Source organism: Streptomyces sp. NPDC020362 (genome assembly GCF_040642095.1).
Classification (GTDB): domain Bacteria; phylum Actinomycetota; class Actinomycetes; order Streptomycetales; family Streptomycetaceae; genus Streptomyces.
The window spans coordinates 17278-31718 of the sequence record NZ_JBFAET010000108.1 but is presented as its reverse complement, the minus strand read 5'-3'; the positions used below and the strand labels follow the sequence as shown (position 1 = coordinate 31718).

Below are 14441 nucleotides of genomic sequence, written 5' to 3'. Positions count from 1 at the left end.
GGTGTCCGTCCGGGAGGGTGTGGATCATGCGTGCGACCGGAGCGGTCTCGCCGTCGGTGATCAGCGCGGTGAGTTCCGGGGCCCACCCGTCGAACTCGGCCGCGATCCGAGCGGTCGCGGCGGCGGCGTCGGTGAAGTCGATGCCGGCGATCCACTCGGCCGGGCGGTTCAGCTCGACGTAGGTGTGCAGGATGTTTCCCGCCTCGCGGTGCGCGACGATCCCCTTGCCCGGTGTCAGCGCGTACATCGCGCCGACACCAACTGCCTTGGCCGTCGCGGGGTGCCGCTCGTCGACGTCGTACAGGTAGGTCTCTATGAACGTCGTCCCGATGTACTCAGGCTTGGCGTCGGAGAGCAGTGGACGGACCTTCGACCAGGCGCCGTCGGCACCGACCACAAGGCTGCTGGTCACGGTCGAGCCGTCGGCGAAGGTCAGCTCGTGCTGTCCGTCACCGAGGGACCGGACATCGGCGACCTTGCGTCCCCACTGGACCGTCTGGTCGGGCAGGGAGTCGAGCAAGATCCGACGCAAGTCTCCGCGGAGCACTTCGGGACGCCGCGCCGTGCCGTCGTCGGGCTCGTCGTGCAGCAGATTGCCGTGCTGGTCGAGCACGCGCAACGCCTCAGCGCCTTCGTGGATGATCGCGCGGAACTCGTCGGTGAGGCCGGCGTCGGCGAGCGCACGCTGCCCGTCGTTCTCATGGATGTCGAGCTGGCCCCCCTGCGTGCGGGACTTTTCCGAGGGATCGGCCTCGTAGACCGTTGCGGGGATGCCGTGGACGTGCAGGGCCCGGGCGAGGGTCAGGCCGCCGAGGCCGGCGCCGACGATGGCGATCGGGTGGTGGCTGGTGTTCATGGACTTCCTCGTTCCCCTGCGGGCGGAGCGCCGGGCACCTGCCCGAACACTTATATGGACCGGTGTTCCATAAGCAGTATGGAACGCGGTTCCAGGATGTGTCAAAATGAGGTCATGCCACGGACACGAGGAAGAGCACCCGATGGGAAAGGGCGTGCCGACGCCCTGTCGCGCGAGATCATCGTCGGCGCGGCTGTTGCACTACTGGACGAACTCGGCGAGCGGGGACTCACCTTCCGACTGCTGGCCAAACAGCTGAACACCGGACCCGGTGCGCTGTACTGGCACGTGACGAACAAGGACGAACTCGTCGCCCTGGCTGCCGATCAGGTGCTCGGCCACGCCTTCACCGCGGTCGCGGCCCCACACCCCGAGGAAGTCGCCGGCGCCGATCTGCGCGCGCTTGCCATCGCCGTCTTCGATGCCCTTGACCGGCACCCGTGGGCAGCGTCCCACGTCAACGCGCCGCCCACGCTGGCGAACGCACTGCACCTGCTCGACCGCATCGGCACCCTTGTCGCACGAACCGGGCTGCCCGCCGAACGGCAGTTCGCGGTCTCCACCGCGATCTCCTACTACATCACCGGTGTCAGCGCCCAGATCATCGCCCCACGCACCACCGCCGATACGACCACCAACCGCGACGCCTTCCTCGCCCAGACCGCCGAACACTGGGGAAAACTAGACCCCGTCGACTACCCCTTCCTGACGCGCACCACCACGGACCTGCGCGACCACGACGACCGCGACCAATTCACCACCGGCCTCGACCTGCTCCTCGACGGCCTGAACACGACCGCAAACCCACGACCGCCCGCATGATGCCGCGCTTCAGGCGGTGCAGAGTCGATCGTTCGACCGTCCGCGCCGCCGTACACCGTGGCGAACTTGTGCGCAGCGGAGTTTGACGGCTCATCTGCAACTACAGCAGCGCCAAGAGCCGAAATACCCCGGGCGACGGCGTCTTCACCCGGGCTCCGGCCAGGCCCGGAGCCCGGGTGTCACGCCGGGGCTGCGGCCGCCTCACCCTGCGGGGTACGCGGGCCGGGCACCGTCGCCCGGATAGCCAGGTCCAGATCGAGGCGGCTGTTCATGTCCAGCTCGAACCGGCCGTACGGATTCACATGGGTCCAGAACAGCGGCGGCAGCGCCCGCCGGTCCGCGTGGGTGAGCTTGTCCGCCCACTTCGGATCGGCCAGGACCTCCTGCATCAGCAGCGTGTTGACGTGCACTCACGCGGACTGGAGCAGGTGCAGTGCGAGCATGCTGACCTCCTGGGACTCCTTGTCCTGCCCGGTCGGATCACCCTCCTTGCCGTAGAAGAGGTCGTTGTTCGCGGAGTTCCAGTTCTCCACCACCTGCAACCCCTCGTGGATCTCCTGGCGCATCTCGACGTCGGCGAGGTAGTCGCAGACGAACGAGGTCCGCACTGCCCGGCCCAGCTCCTCGATCGCCCGGTACGTCGGGTGCTTGGGCCCGTCCCGGGTGAACCGGCGCAGGACCTGCTCGGCCTCGGCGGTGCCCAGGCGTAGGCGGTGGTGTACTTGACGATCTGGTCGTACTGCTGGGCGATCAGGGCCCAGTCGATCGTCTTGATGGAGAGCACCGGGCCCAGGCCGGCCACTGGTCGTGGTGACCGACGGCCGGCCGGTACAGCCTCGCCGGGCCGATGTTCTTCAGCCGGGGCATCAGCTTGAAGTCGAGCGTGTGGGCGACGGCGAACCCGACGATGGAGGCGCCGTGCGTGTCGGTGTACTGCCGGTCTACCTCCATGTGGTGCAGTGCCGCAGCACGCCCTCGATCATCGAGGCGACCTCGGAGGCCGAACAGGACTTGAGCTGGGAGTAGATGCAGACGGACTTCCGCTCGACGTGCCAGTAGATCATCACGCCGGGCCCGCGGTAGCGCTGGTGCCACTCGGTCATCAGGTTGGAGGACCAGGCGCCGAACTTGCGGCTGTCGGAGGCGCACGCGGTGCCGGTGCCCCACCACATCTCGTCCCGGACGGCGAAGGTGGCGTCCACCAGATTCCGCAGGGCCGCGCGCATGTTGGCCCGGTTGACGAACAGGTGCCGCACCCGCCGCAGCGTCGCCTCGCTCTCGCTGTGCTTGCCTGTCACCGCAACCCGCTTGATCCCCATGTTCGTGCCCAGGCCGAACAGGACCAGCAGCAGGCGGCGCCGCAGCACATCCTTCGACAGCATCTCTCTGGTGGCGACCGAGGTGAACTCGGCGATGAAGTCCGTGTCGAACTCGGCGTACTTCAGGATGTCCAGCAGGTCGATGGTGCCCCAGCGCCGCTCGATCCCGCCCTTGACCGCCCCCAGGCTCTCCGGCTCCTCCTGCTTACCGCGCGGAGAGACGCGAATCCACGGCTCGCCGTGCTTCTTGACGATCGCCACCCCGCCCGTCGTGCCCTCCGCCAGAGCCTGCTCGAAGCGGTCCAGCGAGGTGCGGAGCTTGCCTTGCAGGGCGGCGATGAACTCCCCGGCGTCCTGCGGCTGCCCCAGCGCGGCGTAGTGCACGTCCCGGTTGTCCTCGAGTCCGCCGACAGGTCGTCCTCCGGGTTACGCCACCGGTTCGCCCCCACCACCCAGATCTCCCGGCGCCGCACCGCGTCCCGAAGCGCCACCAGCACGCACAGCTCATACGGGATGCGCTCGACACCTCCCTCGTCGTCCACCACCGCCGCCGGCCAGTGCTCGGGCACCACCCCCGCAAGCGTCACGCTCTCCGCCGTATCGAAGAACGCGCCCTCCCTCAAAGGCTGGTCCAGGTAGCGCTGGAGCAGGTCGATCGCGTCCATCACCGGGACGGCGTGCTTGAATCGCCGTTCCATAGGGTCGGACGCTGAGCCGGCACAACCTAACCCCGAGCGATAACGGCAGATGCGCGACGAACACGGCGCGCGTGAGCACCGCTTGGTGCAGTTCAGCGCCAAGCGGGTCGGCTGGTCCCGGTCAGGCTGCCGGGGCGGTCAGGACGGCCTTGGCCGCCAGCCGGAGATTCCTGATCATCGGATTCGGGTCGCCCTTACGGCTGACCAGGACGACCTGGCTGGGGGGAGCGCCCTCGATCGGGACGGTGACGAGGTTGGGACGCAGTGAGCTGCGCCGATCGCCGACCGGTAGCACGGCGATCGCCCTGCCACTTGCGACGAGTTCGAGCTTGTCCTCATAGCTCTCGATCGGCGGCACGCCGGCCCCGAGGATCCGGTAGGAAGTCCAGTCCGCGGTCTCGAACGCGCACGGCGCCGCCTCCTCGCCGGCCAGTTCTTCCGCGGTCACCGACGCGCGGTCGGCCAAGGGATGGCCGCGCGGGACCACGAGCATCCGGGGCTCCTCGTACAGCGGGGTGGTGAACACGTCGTCTGCGGCGAGCGGCAGCGGGGCCCGCGCGATCAGGGCGTCGACGCGCTTGTCGGACAGCGCCCCGACGTCGCGGCAGCTCAAGTACCGGGTGGTGATCTCGGCGGCCGGGTAACGGCGGCGCAGTTCCCGTACGGCGGCAGTGATCACCAGGTCTTCAACGTAGCCTATGGCGATTCGTTCAATCTCGGCTTGTTCACGCACGGCCAGCTCGGCCTGGCGGGCGGCCTGCAGCAGGGCTTGGGCCCGGGGGAGGAACCTCTGGCCGGCCGGAGTGAGCCGGGAGCCCTGGGGTACGCGGTCCAGCAGTCGTGCGCCGAGATACTTCTCGAGCCGTTGGATCTGGCGGCTCAGCGCCGGCTGGGCCACGTGCAAGTCCGCGGCGGCCCGGCCGAAGTGCTGGTGCGCCGCCACCACGGTGAAGTAGCGCACCAGCCGCAGTTCCAGGTCCTGCCCGAGATCGTTCACCCTTCCAGCGTACGCGTCATGCCGTTTCGGAATGATCAGGTTGCCGAACCGGTCTTGGACGGCCATGCCGTCCTGGGCCTTGACTGAAGGAGCAACGTTTTCCCAAGAAGGCGACAGACGCGATGAAGGCAATCCAGTTCCACGAAGCCGGCGGGCCGGAAGTTTTGCAGTATGACGAGGTACCGGTTCCCGAGATCAGCCGGGGCGAGGTGCTTGTCCGGGTGCACGCGGCGGGCATCAACCCGCCGGACTGGTACCTGCGCGAGGGGATGAAGGTCATGCCGGCCGAGATGAGGCCGGCGCTGGAGTTCCCTCTGATCCCCGGAACGGACATGTCGGGCGTGGTCCAGGCGGTCGCTCCGGACGTGCTGGGGTTCGCCGTCGGTGACGAGGTCTTCGGCATGCTGCGGTTCCCCGGATTCGACGGCCGGACGTACGCCGAGTACGTGGCCGCGCCGGCTTCGGACCTGGCTCACAAGCCGGCCGGTATCGACCACGTGCAGGCGGCTGGAGCGCCGATGGCCGTGCTTACGGCCTGGCAGTACCTGGTTGATCTCGGCCACGACGTGCCGTCTGTTTTCACCGGCCAGGTGCACCAGCCGGTGCCGATCACGCCAGGGATGACCGTGCTGGTCAACGGGGCCGCCGGTGGAGTGGGCCACTTCGCGGTGCAGCTGGCGAAATGGAAGGGGGCACACGTAATCGCGGTGGCCTCGGGCCGGCACGAGGAGTTCCTGCGCAAGCTCGGCGCCGATGAGTTCATCGACTACACCAGGACGCAGGCCGCGGACGTGGTCAGCGGTGTCGACCTGGTGATCGACACCGTCGGTGGCCCGGACAGCTCACGCTTCCTGACCGTGCTCAAGCGCGGCGGCACCATGCTTCCGGTGTTCTTCGCCCAGTACGACCCGGAAGAGACGGCGAGTCTGGGCATCACAGTCTCGAACATTCAGGTGCGTTCCAACGGCCTCCAGCTCGCCGAGATCGGGCGCCTGTTCGACGAGGGCAAGCTCCAGGTCGGGGTGGACAGCACCTACCCGCTGCCCGAGGCGGGCAGCGCACACACGCGAGCCGCGCAGGGCCACCTCCAAGGCAAGATCGTGCTGACGGTGGTCTCGTGATCGCCGAACTCCAGCAGGCGGTGGCGAACTACGCCCACGCCCTGGACGAGCTGAATGTGCCCGAGCTGGAAGCGGTCCTGACCGAAGACACCACCTGGACCTTCACGATGCCCGGACAGGGAGTGCTCGGTCCGGTCACCGGACGCGCGGCGGTGCTCGACTTCATCCGTGACGGGCACACGGCCCGGACCGGAAGGGTGCGGCACCACCTGGGCAATGTTGTGGTCACGACGACGGACGATGCCACCGCTGAGGTGCGGGCCTATCTGGTGCAGACGAGGAACACCGGCGAGAGCATCCAGATGATCTCGACCGGGGTCTACACGTTCGGCCTGCGCCGGTCCGACGGTGGGTGGCGGATCGCTGAGCTCACCCTGACGCTGGACAACGCCTTTTAGGGCGGGGCCAGGCAGTGTGTCCGGCGGATCATCGGGTGCCTGCCGACGGCGCCCGGGTACCGATTGGGCCGACGACGAACAGCACGGCCCTCTGTAGGGAGATGGCCAGCCGGTCTACGCGTTGTTGAACGCCAGCAGGTTCGGCTACCCACTGGCAGATCGAGCAGGCGGTCGGGGACAGCCAGAATGGTGATGGCCTCTCCGACGGTCGCGGGGTCAGATCCTTCGACGTGGAGAGCAGGTAGGCGGCGAGTGCCGCCACATGTGCCGCGGTCTGCGAGGTGCCGACGCCCGTTGTGTTCACCCTATGGGCCCTCGGCTCCGGGATCGGGGCGTGAGTAGTGGAGGTGCAGGAAATCCCGGTGAGATTGATCTGCACACCGGCGATCCGCGATGGTGAGCCGCAGGCGTCGGTCTGGCCGCCTCCACGGCCGGCACCCGCACGGACAAGCCGCTGCTGACGTTCAAGCAGATCGCCGTGGTGGTCGCGTGGACGTATGGGTGAAGCGGCCGGACGGCGCCGACTACGACGCTCCGCACATGGCCAGCGCGGTTCGCGCCAGCCCGCGCAGCCAGGCGTGGGCGTGGTCGGTGTCGTAGCGCTGATGCCACGACAGGTATATCGGTGCCGACGGCAGTTCGAGCGGGAGGGGGAGCACGACCAGGCCGAGGTCGGCGACCGCTGACCGCGTGGTGGCTTCGGGGACGCTGATCAGGAGATCGGAGCCGCGCGCGAACTCCAGCGCGGCCGCTTCCGTGGGCGCGGTCGCCACCACGCGGCGGGTGAGGCCGAGCCGCGCGAGGGCGTCGTCGAGGGCATTGCTGAGGTTTCCACGTCGCGAGACGGTGACGTGCTCAGCGGCGGCGTACCGCTGTGCGGTGACGGTCCTGACGCGGGTGAGGGGGTGCCCCTGCCTCACGACGATGACGAGGCGGGTCTCGCCCACGTTCTCGGCACGGATGTCCGGTGCGCTCGGGCGGTTGGCGTTCGCCTCCAGGTCGACCTCGCCGCGCCGCAACTCGGGGGTGTCGATGCTCGATTCCGCGACGAAGCGCAATCGCACGCCCGGCGCCTGTCCGCGCACGGCCGCGAGCAGTGCGGGGCCGCCCAAGGCGACCAGGGAATCGTGCCAGCGGAGTGTGAAAGTGCGCTCCAACGTTGCCAGATCGAGTTCACGGCTCGGTGCCAGCACCCCCTGGACCTGGTGCAGCAGCTCGTGCACCTGTTCCCGGACGGCGATCGCATACGGCGTCGGGGTCATCGTGCGGCCGGTGCGCACCAGGATCTGATCCCCGGTCGTGCGCCGGATTCGGCCCAGACTCCGGCTCATCGCGGGGGCGGTGACGTGCAGGCGCGCGGCCGCCCCGGCCACACTTCCCTCCTCCAGCAGCGCGTCGAGCGCGGCGAGCAGGTTCAAATCCAATTGCATGTGAGTAATCCTAGCCGTGCCTGACATGCATTTGAAGTTAATTACGGGGCTGCATACCGTTGAGGCGAAAGCGCAAGAAGTAACGCGCAGTTCGGCCCTCGACCGGCCTCAACACCCCTCTTCACCCGGGAGTACCACCATGTCCAAGACGCTTCAGACCACTGACGTCGCCGCCTCCGACGCCGACCTGCTCGCCCAGACCGCGAACGCCGTGCGCGCGGCCGGTTCGGCGCTGCGCGAGCGCTTCGGCGAGGTGGTCCGCTACCAGACCCGCGAAGAGCTGATGCGCGCGCTCGCCGCCAACGACGACACGGCCCTCGATATCCTGCGCCCCCGCCTCACGCGCCTGCGCCCGGACGCCGGCTGGGTGGAGGACGAACTGGACGGCGGGGCGCTGCCGCCCGGCGAATGGTGGGTCGTGGATCCGGCCGAAGGCAACGTCAACCACCTGCACGCCCTGCCCGAGTGGGCGGTGACCGCCACCCTCGTGCGTGAGAACCAGCCGGTGCTCACCGCGGTCCACCTGCCGTTGACCGGCGAGACCTACACCGCGCTCACCGGCGCGGGCGCCCACCTCGACGGCCGGCCGCTGCGCGTCTCCCGGACCGCGGACCTCGGCCTGAGCATCGTGGCCACCAGTCAAGCCCGGCCGGACGAGGACGAAAAGGTCGTGCGGCGCGTCGGCTCCTCGATCACCGCGATGCTCTTCGACGCGCTCGTCGTCCGCACCGCCGTGCCCGCGACCCTGCACCTGCTGAACGTGGCCGCCGGCCGCATCGACGCCTTCTGGCAGTTCGCCGGCGCCCGCGCGGACCTGCTGCCCGGGGCGCTGCTCGTCACCGAGGCCGGCGGACAGATCTCCGACGCCGAGGGCCGCCCCTGGACCCCGCAGAGCGAGAGCTTCCTGGCCGCCGCGCCCGGCGTCCACGCCGAGGCCGTCGCCACGCTCTCACGCTGACCGCGCACCACAACCTGCACGCACGGAAGGACCAGATCATCATGACCACGATCGCAGTTCTCGGAAACGGCCGCGTCGGCGGCAACCTGGCCACAGCCCTCACCCGGGCAGGGCATGAGGTGACCGTGGCGGACCGCGCGCCGGGCGCCGCCGCCGACGCTGCCCGGACAGCCCAGATCGTCATCAACGCCACCCCGGGTGCCGGCTCGCTGGACCGGCTCGTCGCCCTGCGCGAGGAACTGCGCGACAAGATCCTCGTCGACGTCTCCAACGCCACCGTCGACGGACCGGACGGACTGCCCGCCGACCTGATCTACCCCGGCTCAAGCCTCGCTGAGCAACTCCAGGAAGCGCTCCCCGAAACGCGCGTCGTCAAGACACTCAACACCATGCTCTTCCCGGTGATGACCGCGCCAGCCACGCTCACCCAGGCGCCCGACGCCTTCCTCTCCGGCGAGGACCCACAGGCCAAGCAGACCGTCCGTGAATTGCTCATCAACCTCGGCTGGCGCAAGGAGTGGATCACTGATCTCGGCGGGATCCAGACCGCCCGCGCCACGGAGGCCGCGATACTGTTCGTACCGCACGTGATTCGGTCCAGCGGATTCGCGCCCTTCGCGATCTCGATCGCCCGCTGATCCGCACACAGTGCACCGCCCCCGGCGGGCCCACATCCAGAACGGATACGACAGCGCAGCCAGGGCCAGCGATTCAGCGCCGGACGGCGACCCGTGGCCACCCTTCCCGGGGCCGTCGGCCTCGCACCGAGGAATCGGCCCACCTCACGGCGGACGCGGTTGCGGAGCTGGTTGCGAATCTGCCCGCCGATGCCCGCGGCGGCCGCCGGCACCGGCCTCACACTCGCCGATCCAAGTGCGGGTGCGTGTGCATGGCGCTGGCGCCGGACGGCATCACGGTGCCGCTGAAGTCGTGACCTGGCATCGATGGTCAGGCTGTTCTGGCCGTAGCCGTCCGCGCCGGGGCCGTCGCCGCGCAGCGGGCTGAAGTCGACGTCCAGGTGCGGGTCGTACGCCTCGGGCTCAAGGCCGAGTTCGTGGGTGGAGTACTCGCCGAAGCGGCGGATGTGCTCAGTCAGGTACGGCGAGATGTGGGCCAGGTCCTCGGGGTCGACGACGTGGCCCTCCTCCTGGAGCTGGCGCACGAGCTCGGCGATGTCCAGGGCCTTGTGGAGGATCACTGCGTTCGTGGGCAGAGCGTTGAATTTCGCGGTCTTCTCCTGCTCGACGGGGTCGTTGTCGGTGATGACGCCACCGTTGCCGAAGCCGATCCACTGGGAGGAGCCGTTGAACGCCTCGACCTTGTTCGTGGCCGCGGTGACCCGCCGGCGCAGTGGGGCATCCGAGAGATGGCGCAGCAGCCGGACGGTACGGATCACACGGCCGAGCTCACGGAAGGCGGTGCAGGTGGCGTTCTTGCGTGAGCACGCGCGCAGGCGACGCAGCAGCGTGGAGGAGATGGCGCCCTGGCGTACGGAGATCGCCACCCGCATCAGGTGCCGGAACTGGGACTCGATCAGGTCGAAGTCGATGACGTTGCGGCCCGGCTCGCCGAACAGGGCATCGATGTGCACGTACTCCGTCTGCTTCGTGGGCCGGTAGAAGGTCAGTTCCTTCCAGTTCCGGATCCTGGGCATCAGGTCGAAGCCCAGCAGGTGGGCGAGCGCAAAGACAGGGAAGCTCTGGCCCTGCGTATCCGCGTGCACCGTGGTCGGCTTCACCTCGGAGGTGTTCTTCAGCAGACCCTCGATGATGTAGACGGCCTCCCACACCCCGCACGGGATGAAGTGCGTGAACGGCGCGATGTACGTGTCCGAGATGTGGTGGTAGGCGATGCCGCCCGGCTTGCCGTACCGCACCGAGGTCTCGGACAGCAGGTTATTGAGGTAGGTGTCCATGTGGGTACCGTCCGCAGCGACCGCGGAGCCGTCGCCCCACGCCTGGGAGATGTCCAGGCGTGCGTGAGCGTTGACCAGGTCGGCGATCGCCTCGTTCAGCGTCGGGATGGAGAAGGGCCGGTTCGCGGCCAGCGACAGCTCGTGTCCGGTGACGCCGGGGATGCGGCGGGCGGCCTCGTAGGGGCCCATGTTGGTGCCCTTCACGAACGTGGTGATCACGTACCGGCCGAAAGGGTCCCTCAGCTTCGGCTCGTTGCCGGACGCCGGGCCGAAGCGGCGCCACCACTCCACCCAGTATGCGGTGCGGGAGATGATCCCGATTAGCGAGCGCTGCGGCATCCTCGCCTTGATCTCCTGCTCCAGCACCCTGGCCGAGGCCCGCTGCCCCTCGGTGCGGACCTTCGCTGCGAGCGCGTCCAGCGTGGTGAAGCCCGGGAGCTCCAGTCCGGCTTCGACGACCTTCTCCAACGCGATGTTGATCAGGTCCGCCGGGCGATTCTTCGAGACCGCCTCACTCCGCATCACGGCCTCGGCGATCTTCCGGGCCTTCGCCTTGTCGTACGACAGACCCGTCCGCTGCCGTACGGCGGTTCGCTGTCGTACGGCGGTTCGCTGTCGTTCCGCCGTACGGTTCACCGCCCTCGGCACCGTGCCTTCCGGCAGGTTGACCGCGCGGCGAACGAAGTCGACGACCTATCGGGGATCTCGTCCAGCTTCGGGAAACACCCCATGCGCTGATACGACTTCGGCGCGAGCAGCTGAGCCAGCAGATGCTCGTCACAATCGGCACGGGCAGCAGCCCACTCGACCTCGTCACGGCTCGGCGCGAAGAACAGAAGCAGCTCATGCGCGGTGATCAGCCGCTTGGACCGCGGATACGCGGTCCTCTCGATCGAGGTCACAACCCACCCCGCCCCGGACGACATCCAACGTCACCACCAACGACGCTGAGCCGAACGGGTGACGGGCGGACCCGATCAGGAGGTCAAGATCATTCCGTGGCGGGTTTCTGGCGTATCTGGGTCATGCCCCGTCACAGGGTCACCGCAGGGCGGCGCTTCAGCTGCTCCCTCAGCATGCAGCCCAGGGTGGGCGGGGTGGGGCGAACCCCGCCCCGGTTCACATCGCGGGGTCGGCGGGTGTGGGCGGCACGGTGGTGGTGAGGGCACGGATGCCGGTGTTCTGCGAGTAGACGAGCAGGCCGATCGTGATGGCGCCCATGGCGAGGGCGAAGAGCGCGTGACCGAGGGCGGAGGTGATGGCCAGGCCCAGGGCGCTCATGGCGAAGTGGCTGCCGATCCGCAGGGCGATGAGCGCGAGGACGATCTTGCGGGTTTCCTTGCCCCGCCACAGTGCCTTGGCGAGTTTGAGTCGCTTGCGCATCATCGTCAGTGAGATGGTGATGTTCGCGGCCAGCAGGAGCAGCAGTACAGGCCATGCCGTCGGGAAGGCCTTGAGGATGTCGAAGGCGGCTGCGAGTACACCTTCGAAGGCGAAGAACCAGAGCGGGAGCCGGTAGTCGGCGGGTGCCAGGCCGCTGGTGTCGGTCGTTTCGGCCTGCGCGGCTTTCCTGCTCAGGATGTTCATATTGCCCCCCCGTGGTCCGTGTGTTGATCGTCAGTGTGCTCGAGGGAGGGGCACACGGGGCAGGGCCGCAGGTCATCTATGCCGTGTGACAGGTGTCATGCGCCAGCCAGGAGGTGGCCGCCACGTGCCTGCTCCTGAAGGCCCCGTGCCGCAGGACATCGACTTCGGTTTCCCCCGCATCGACGGCAGTCGACTTCTGGAAGCGAGAGGAGAAGGCACTCCCGGCGGTGCCGGAGCCCGCCTTGGTGCTGGACCTGATGGCAGCGCTGCAGGAATCGGTGCCCAAGGCCAAGGTCTCCCGTAGTGGAGATACCGGCCCGGCGACGTGATGAGGCCGCCTTGGCGGCCGCATGCCGGCCGGCAGGTCAGGGTGGACCGGTCCGGCGTCGCCGCCAGGGTCCGGTCGACTGTCGTGGCCAGGCCTGAGCACAGCTGAAGACGGCCGCCGGGGGCACGAGGCTTTTGTTGCCCGGGGGAGCGTGGGTCGGGTCCGTCGGTGATGACGTCTATGTCCATCTCGCCGGCCCAGGCGGCGACGGTCGGGCGGTACCAGGAGCCCCACGCGAGGAAGGCGATGCAGCCGTCGAGGGTGAGCTGGTCGGCTTCGACGAAGTCGAAGTGCTGGAAGCCGTCGGTCAGTAGAGCAGCTGTTCCTTGTACCAGGGTGGCTCCAGTCTCGGCAGCATCCAGGAGGAGCTGGGCTTGCGCAGGGCTGCGGCTCGAGATCCGCCGGTGCGACGTGGCGTGCCTGGTGGTGACGACACCAGGCCCAGCACACACTCGCTGTTCCCGCCGGGCCCTGTCAGGGTGGCTGGCATGACCCATCGCACCACTTTGATCACTGGCGCCACTCAGGGCATGGGCCGTGCTCTGGCACTTGACCTGGCCTCACGCGGCGGCACCGTCCTGCTCCATGGCCGCAACCGCACTCGCCTGGAGACCGTGGCCACCGAAGCACGGGCCACCAGCCCCGACGTCACCATCCGCACTTACCTTGCCGACCTGTCCGACCTGGACCAGGTCCACGCGATGGCCGACCGGATCCGTACGGCGGAGCCGCACCTCGACGGCCTGATCAACAACGCGGTGGCGGGCGGTGGCACCGAACCGCACAAACGCGAACTGAGCCGCCAGGGCCATGAACTCCGCTTCGCCGTCAACCACCTCGCCCCCTACGCTCTCACCCGCGATCTGCTGCCCCTGCTCACCGCCTCGGCTCCCGCCCGAGTGATCAACGTCGCCTCGATGGGCCAGGAGACCATCGACTTCGACGACGTCATGTTGGAGCGGGACTACGAGGGTCTTCGCGCCTACTGCAGAAGCAAGCTCGCGATGATCATGGCGACCTTCGAGCTGGCTGCCGAGCTCCGAGGCACCGGAGTCACGGTGAACGCCCTCCACCCGGCCCACCTGATGGACACAGAGGGCGTCCGCGCTTACGGCCTCACCCCCGTCACCAGCACGGACGAGGGCGTCCGTCCGACGGTACGCCTGCTCCTCGATCCGGAACTCGCCACCACTACGGGTCGCTACTTCGACCGGTTCAGCGATGCACGCGCCCATGAACAGGCATACGACACCAAGGCCCGTGAGCGCCTGATGAAGCTGACGCACAGCCTGATCGGATAGGACCCCATAACCAAACCGTCTTCGAGACCCGCTGGCTTGGGCCGACGACGCCTCCTGGGCCACCACGGCCGTGACTGACCTGCAAGCACTGCCCAGCACCTGCAGGCGAGCCGTACGGTGACAGCCGCCGGCACTCACCCGGGCGAGTGCCACGCCTGAATCGCTGACGGCGTGAGCCGGCCGGCGTAGAGCCTGAGCGCCCGGACAAGGACCTCAAGCCACAGTCGGCTTGGGGTCCTTGCGCTGAACAACCGCTCTCGCTTCGCGTATACAGGGCTACGAGTGTCTGTGATGGCGGAGAGGGCAGGATTCGAACCTGCGTGGGCCTCTGGGGCCCGACCTTGAGGCGTGCTCGCTGGTCCCCGATCAACCACTCCGGGCACCTCTCCTCGTTCCCGGCCCGGGTGGTGTCCGGTGCCGTTCACGTGACCAAGAGTGGCAGCGTCCTCTGACGGGGCGCTGATGAGCCGCTGACGAGCCCGGCAGCCCCTGGCGCAGCTGCGCTGTTCAGGCGTTTGCGCATCCGCGGTCCTCTGCCATGGTGTGGTGGTGCTCGCCTTGCCGGTGAACTCCGGGAGGGGCGGCCCACCGGTGCCTGCCGACGGCTCCGCTCCGACTGGGGGCGCGCCGCAAATGGGGGCACTGCAGCCTGCCGGGCCAGTCGGAAATCCTGCACAATCCGGTGACGGAAAGGGGTGGTTCGGGCAGCAT

Annotated in this window: 12 protein-coding genes and 4 pseudogenes; 6 read left to right on the top strand and 10 right to left on the bottom strand. The window is 68.4% G+C overall.

What is annotated here, in order from left to right; translation table 11 throughout:
- The coding region (locus tag AB0H32_RS30305) for an FAD-dependent monooxygenase (RefSeq protein WP_361126858.1) at window positions 1-856 on the bottom strand (856 nt) is incomplete at its 3' end.
- A 114-nt stretch (window positions 857-970) separates the two neighbouring features.
- Here AB0H32_RS30305 and AB0H32_RS30300 point away from each other — a divergent pair.
- On the top strand, window positions 971-1678 hold the full coding sequence (locus AB0H32_RS30300; protein WP_361126856.1) for a TetR/AcrR family transcriptional regulator C-terminal domain-containing protein: 708 nt from the start codon (window positions 971-973) through the stop codon (window positions 1676-1678).
- Window positions 1679-1857: 179 nt separating this feature from the next.
- On the opposite strand, the pseudogene AB0H32_RS30295 reads toward AB0H32_RS30300, so the two are convergent.
- The 3 genes and pseudogenes from AB0H32_RS30295 to AB0H32_RS30285 form a co-directional block, all read right to left on the bottom strand.
- Window positions 1858-2355, bottom strand: a pseudogene (locus tag AB0H32_RS30295) (Tn3 family transposase).
- Window positions 2356-2428: 73 nt separating this feature from the next.
- Window positions 2429-3258: pseudogene (locus tag AB0H32_RS30290) on the bottom strand (Tn3 family transposase).
- A 558-nt stretch (window positions 3259-3816) separates the two neighbouring features.
- Window positions 3817-4692: a LysR family transcriptional regulator gene (locus tag AB0H32_RS30285; protein ID WP_361126853.1), complete on the bottom strand. Its 876-nt coding sequence runs from the start codon at window positions 4690-4692 to the stop codon at window positions 3817-3819.
- A 122-nt stretch (window positions 4693-4814) separates the two neighbouring features.
- Between AB0H32_RS30285 and AB0H32_RS30280 the strand changes: the two genes are divergently transcribed.
- Together AB0H32_RS30280 and AB0H32_RS30275 are read left to right on the top strand one after the other, a co-directional pair.
- Complete coding sequence (locus AB0H32_RS30280) at window positions 4815-5813, top strand: NADP-dependent oxidoreductase (protein WP_361126850.1); 999 nt, start codon at window positions 4815-4817, stop codon at window positions 5811-5813.
- Complete coding sequence (locus AB0H32_RS30275) at window positions 5810-6211, top strand: nuclear transport factor 2 family protein (RefSeq protein WP_361126847.1); 402 nt, start codon at window positions 5810-5812, stop codon at window positions 6209-6211. The genes AB0H32_RS30280 and AB0H32_RS30275 overlap by 4 nt, the downstream gene beginning before the upstream one ends.
- A gap of 524 nt (window positions 6212-6735) precedes the next feature.
- Here AB0H32_RS30275 and AB0H32_RS30270 read toward each other — a convergent pair.
- Window positions 6736-7641: a LysR family transcriptional regulator gene (locus tag AB0H32_RS30270; protein ID WP_361126844.1), complete on the bottom strand. Its 906-nt coding sequence runs from the start codon at window positions 7639-7641 to the stop codon at window positions 6736-6738.
- Between the two features lie 139 nt (window positions 7642-7780).
- Here AB0H32_RS30270 and AB0H32_RS30265 point away from each other — a divergent pair, with 139 nt between their 5' ends.
- Window positions 7781-8599 (top strand): 3'(2'),5'-bisphosphate nucleotidase CysQ, encoded by an 819-nt coding sequence (locus AB0H32_RS30265; protein WP_361126841.1) that lies wholly within the window; start codon window positions 7781-7783, stop codon window positions 8597-8599.
- 41 nt (window positions 8600-8640) lie between these two features.
- The gene (locus AB0H32_RS30260; RefSeq protein ID WP_168488801.1) at window positions 8641-9237 is read left to right on the top strand and encodes an NAD(P)-binding domain-containing protein; all 597 of its coding nucleotides are present in this window, start codon (window positions 8641-8643) and stop codon (window positions 9235-9237) included.
- Between the two features lie 437 nt (window positions 9238-9674).
- Here AB0H32_RS30260 and AB0H32_RS30255 read toward each other — a convergent pair.
- From AB0H32_RS30255 to AB0H32_RS30240, 4 genes and pseudogenes are all read right to left on the bottom strand, one after another.
- A pseudogene (locus AB0H32_RS30255) lies at window positions 9675-11150 on the bottom strand (Tn3 family transposase); the annotation flags it as partial.
- Window positions 11147-11416, bottom strand: coding sequence for a hypothetical protein (locus AB0H32_RS30250; RefSeq protein WP_361126838.1), 270 nt, complete (start codon window positions 11414-11416; stop codon window positions 11147-11149). The pseudogene AB0H32_RS30255 and the gene AB0H32_RS30250, both read right to left, overlap by 4 nt.
- 217 nt (window positions 11417-11633) lie before the next feature.
- Entirely contained in the window at window positions 11634-12101 is a 468-nt protein-coding gene (locus AB0H32_RS30245) for a hypothetical protein (protein WP_361126835.1), read from the bottom strand.
- A 635-nt stretch (window positions 12102-12736) separates the two neighbouring features.
- Window positions 12737-12919, bottom strand: a complete 183-nt coding sequence (locus AB0H32_RS30240; protein WP_361126832.1) for a hypothetical protein — start codon at window positions 12917-12919, stop codon at window positions 12737-12739.
- On the opposite strand from AB0H32_RS30240, the gene AB0H32_RS30235 reads away from it, so the two are divergent.
- Window positions 12918-13730 (top strand): SDR family NAD(P)-dependent oxidoreductase, encoded by an 813-nt coding sequence (locus AB0H32_RS30235; protein WP_361126829.1) that lies wholly within the window; start codon window positions 12918-12920, stop codon window positions 13728-13730. The two genes, AB0H32_RS30240 and AB0H32_RS30235, sit on opposite strands and share 2 nt — an antisense overlap.
- Window positions 13731-14022: 292 nt before the next feature.
- On the opposite strand, the pseudogene AB0H32_RS30230 reads toward AB0H32_RS30235, so the two are convergent.
- Window positions 14023-14119 (bottom strand): annotated as a pseudogene (locus AB0H32_RS30230).
- Window positions 14120-14441: the final 322 nt, after the last annotated feature.

Excerpts from the sequence above, each read along its gene's own strand:
- AB0H32_RS30260 (WP_168488801.1), top strand. The coding sequence starts at position 8,641 with ATGACCACGATCGCAGTTCTCGGAAACGGCCGCGTCGGCGGCAACCTG.
- AB0H32_RS30265 (WP_361126841.1), top strand. The coding sequence starts at position 7,781 with ATGTCCAAGACGCTTCAGACCACTGACGTCGCCGCCTCCGACGCCGAC.
- AB0H32_RS30300 (WP_361126856.1), top strand. The coding sequence starts at position 971 with ATGCCACGGACACGAGGAAGAGCACCCGATGGGAAAGGGCGTGCCGAC.
- AB0H32_RS30240 (WP_361126832.1), bottom strand. The coding sequence starts at position 12,919 with ATGCCAGCCACCCTGACAGGGCCCGGCGGGAACAGCGAGTGTGTGCTG.
- AB0H32_RS30270 (WP_361126844.1), bottom strand. The coding sequence starts at position 7,641 with ATGCAATTGGATTTGAACCTGCTCGCCGCGCTCGACGCGCTGCTGGAG.
- AB0H32_RS30280 (WP_361126850.1), top strand. The coding sequence starts at position 4,815 with ATGAAGGCAATCCAGTTCCACGAAGCCGGCGGGCCGGAAGTTTTGCAG.
- AB0H32_RS30235 (WP_361126829.1), top strand. The coding sequence starts at position 12,918 with ATGACCCATCGCACCACTTTGATCACTGGCGCCACTCAGGGCATGGGC.
- AB0H32_RS30245 (WP_361126835.1), bottom strand. The coding sequence starts at position 12,101 with ATGAACATCCTGAGCAGGAAAGCCGCGCAGGCCGAAACGACCGACACC.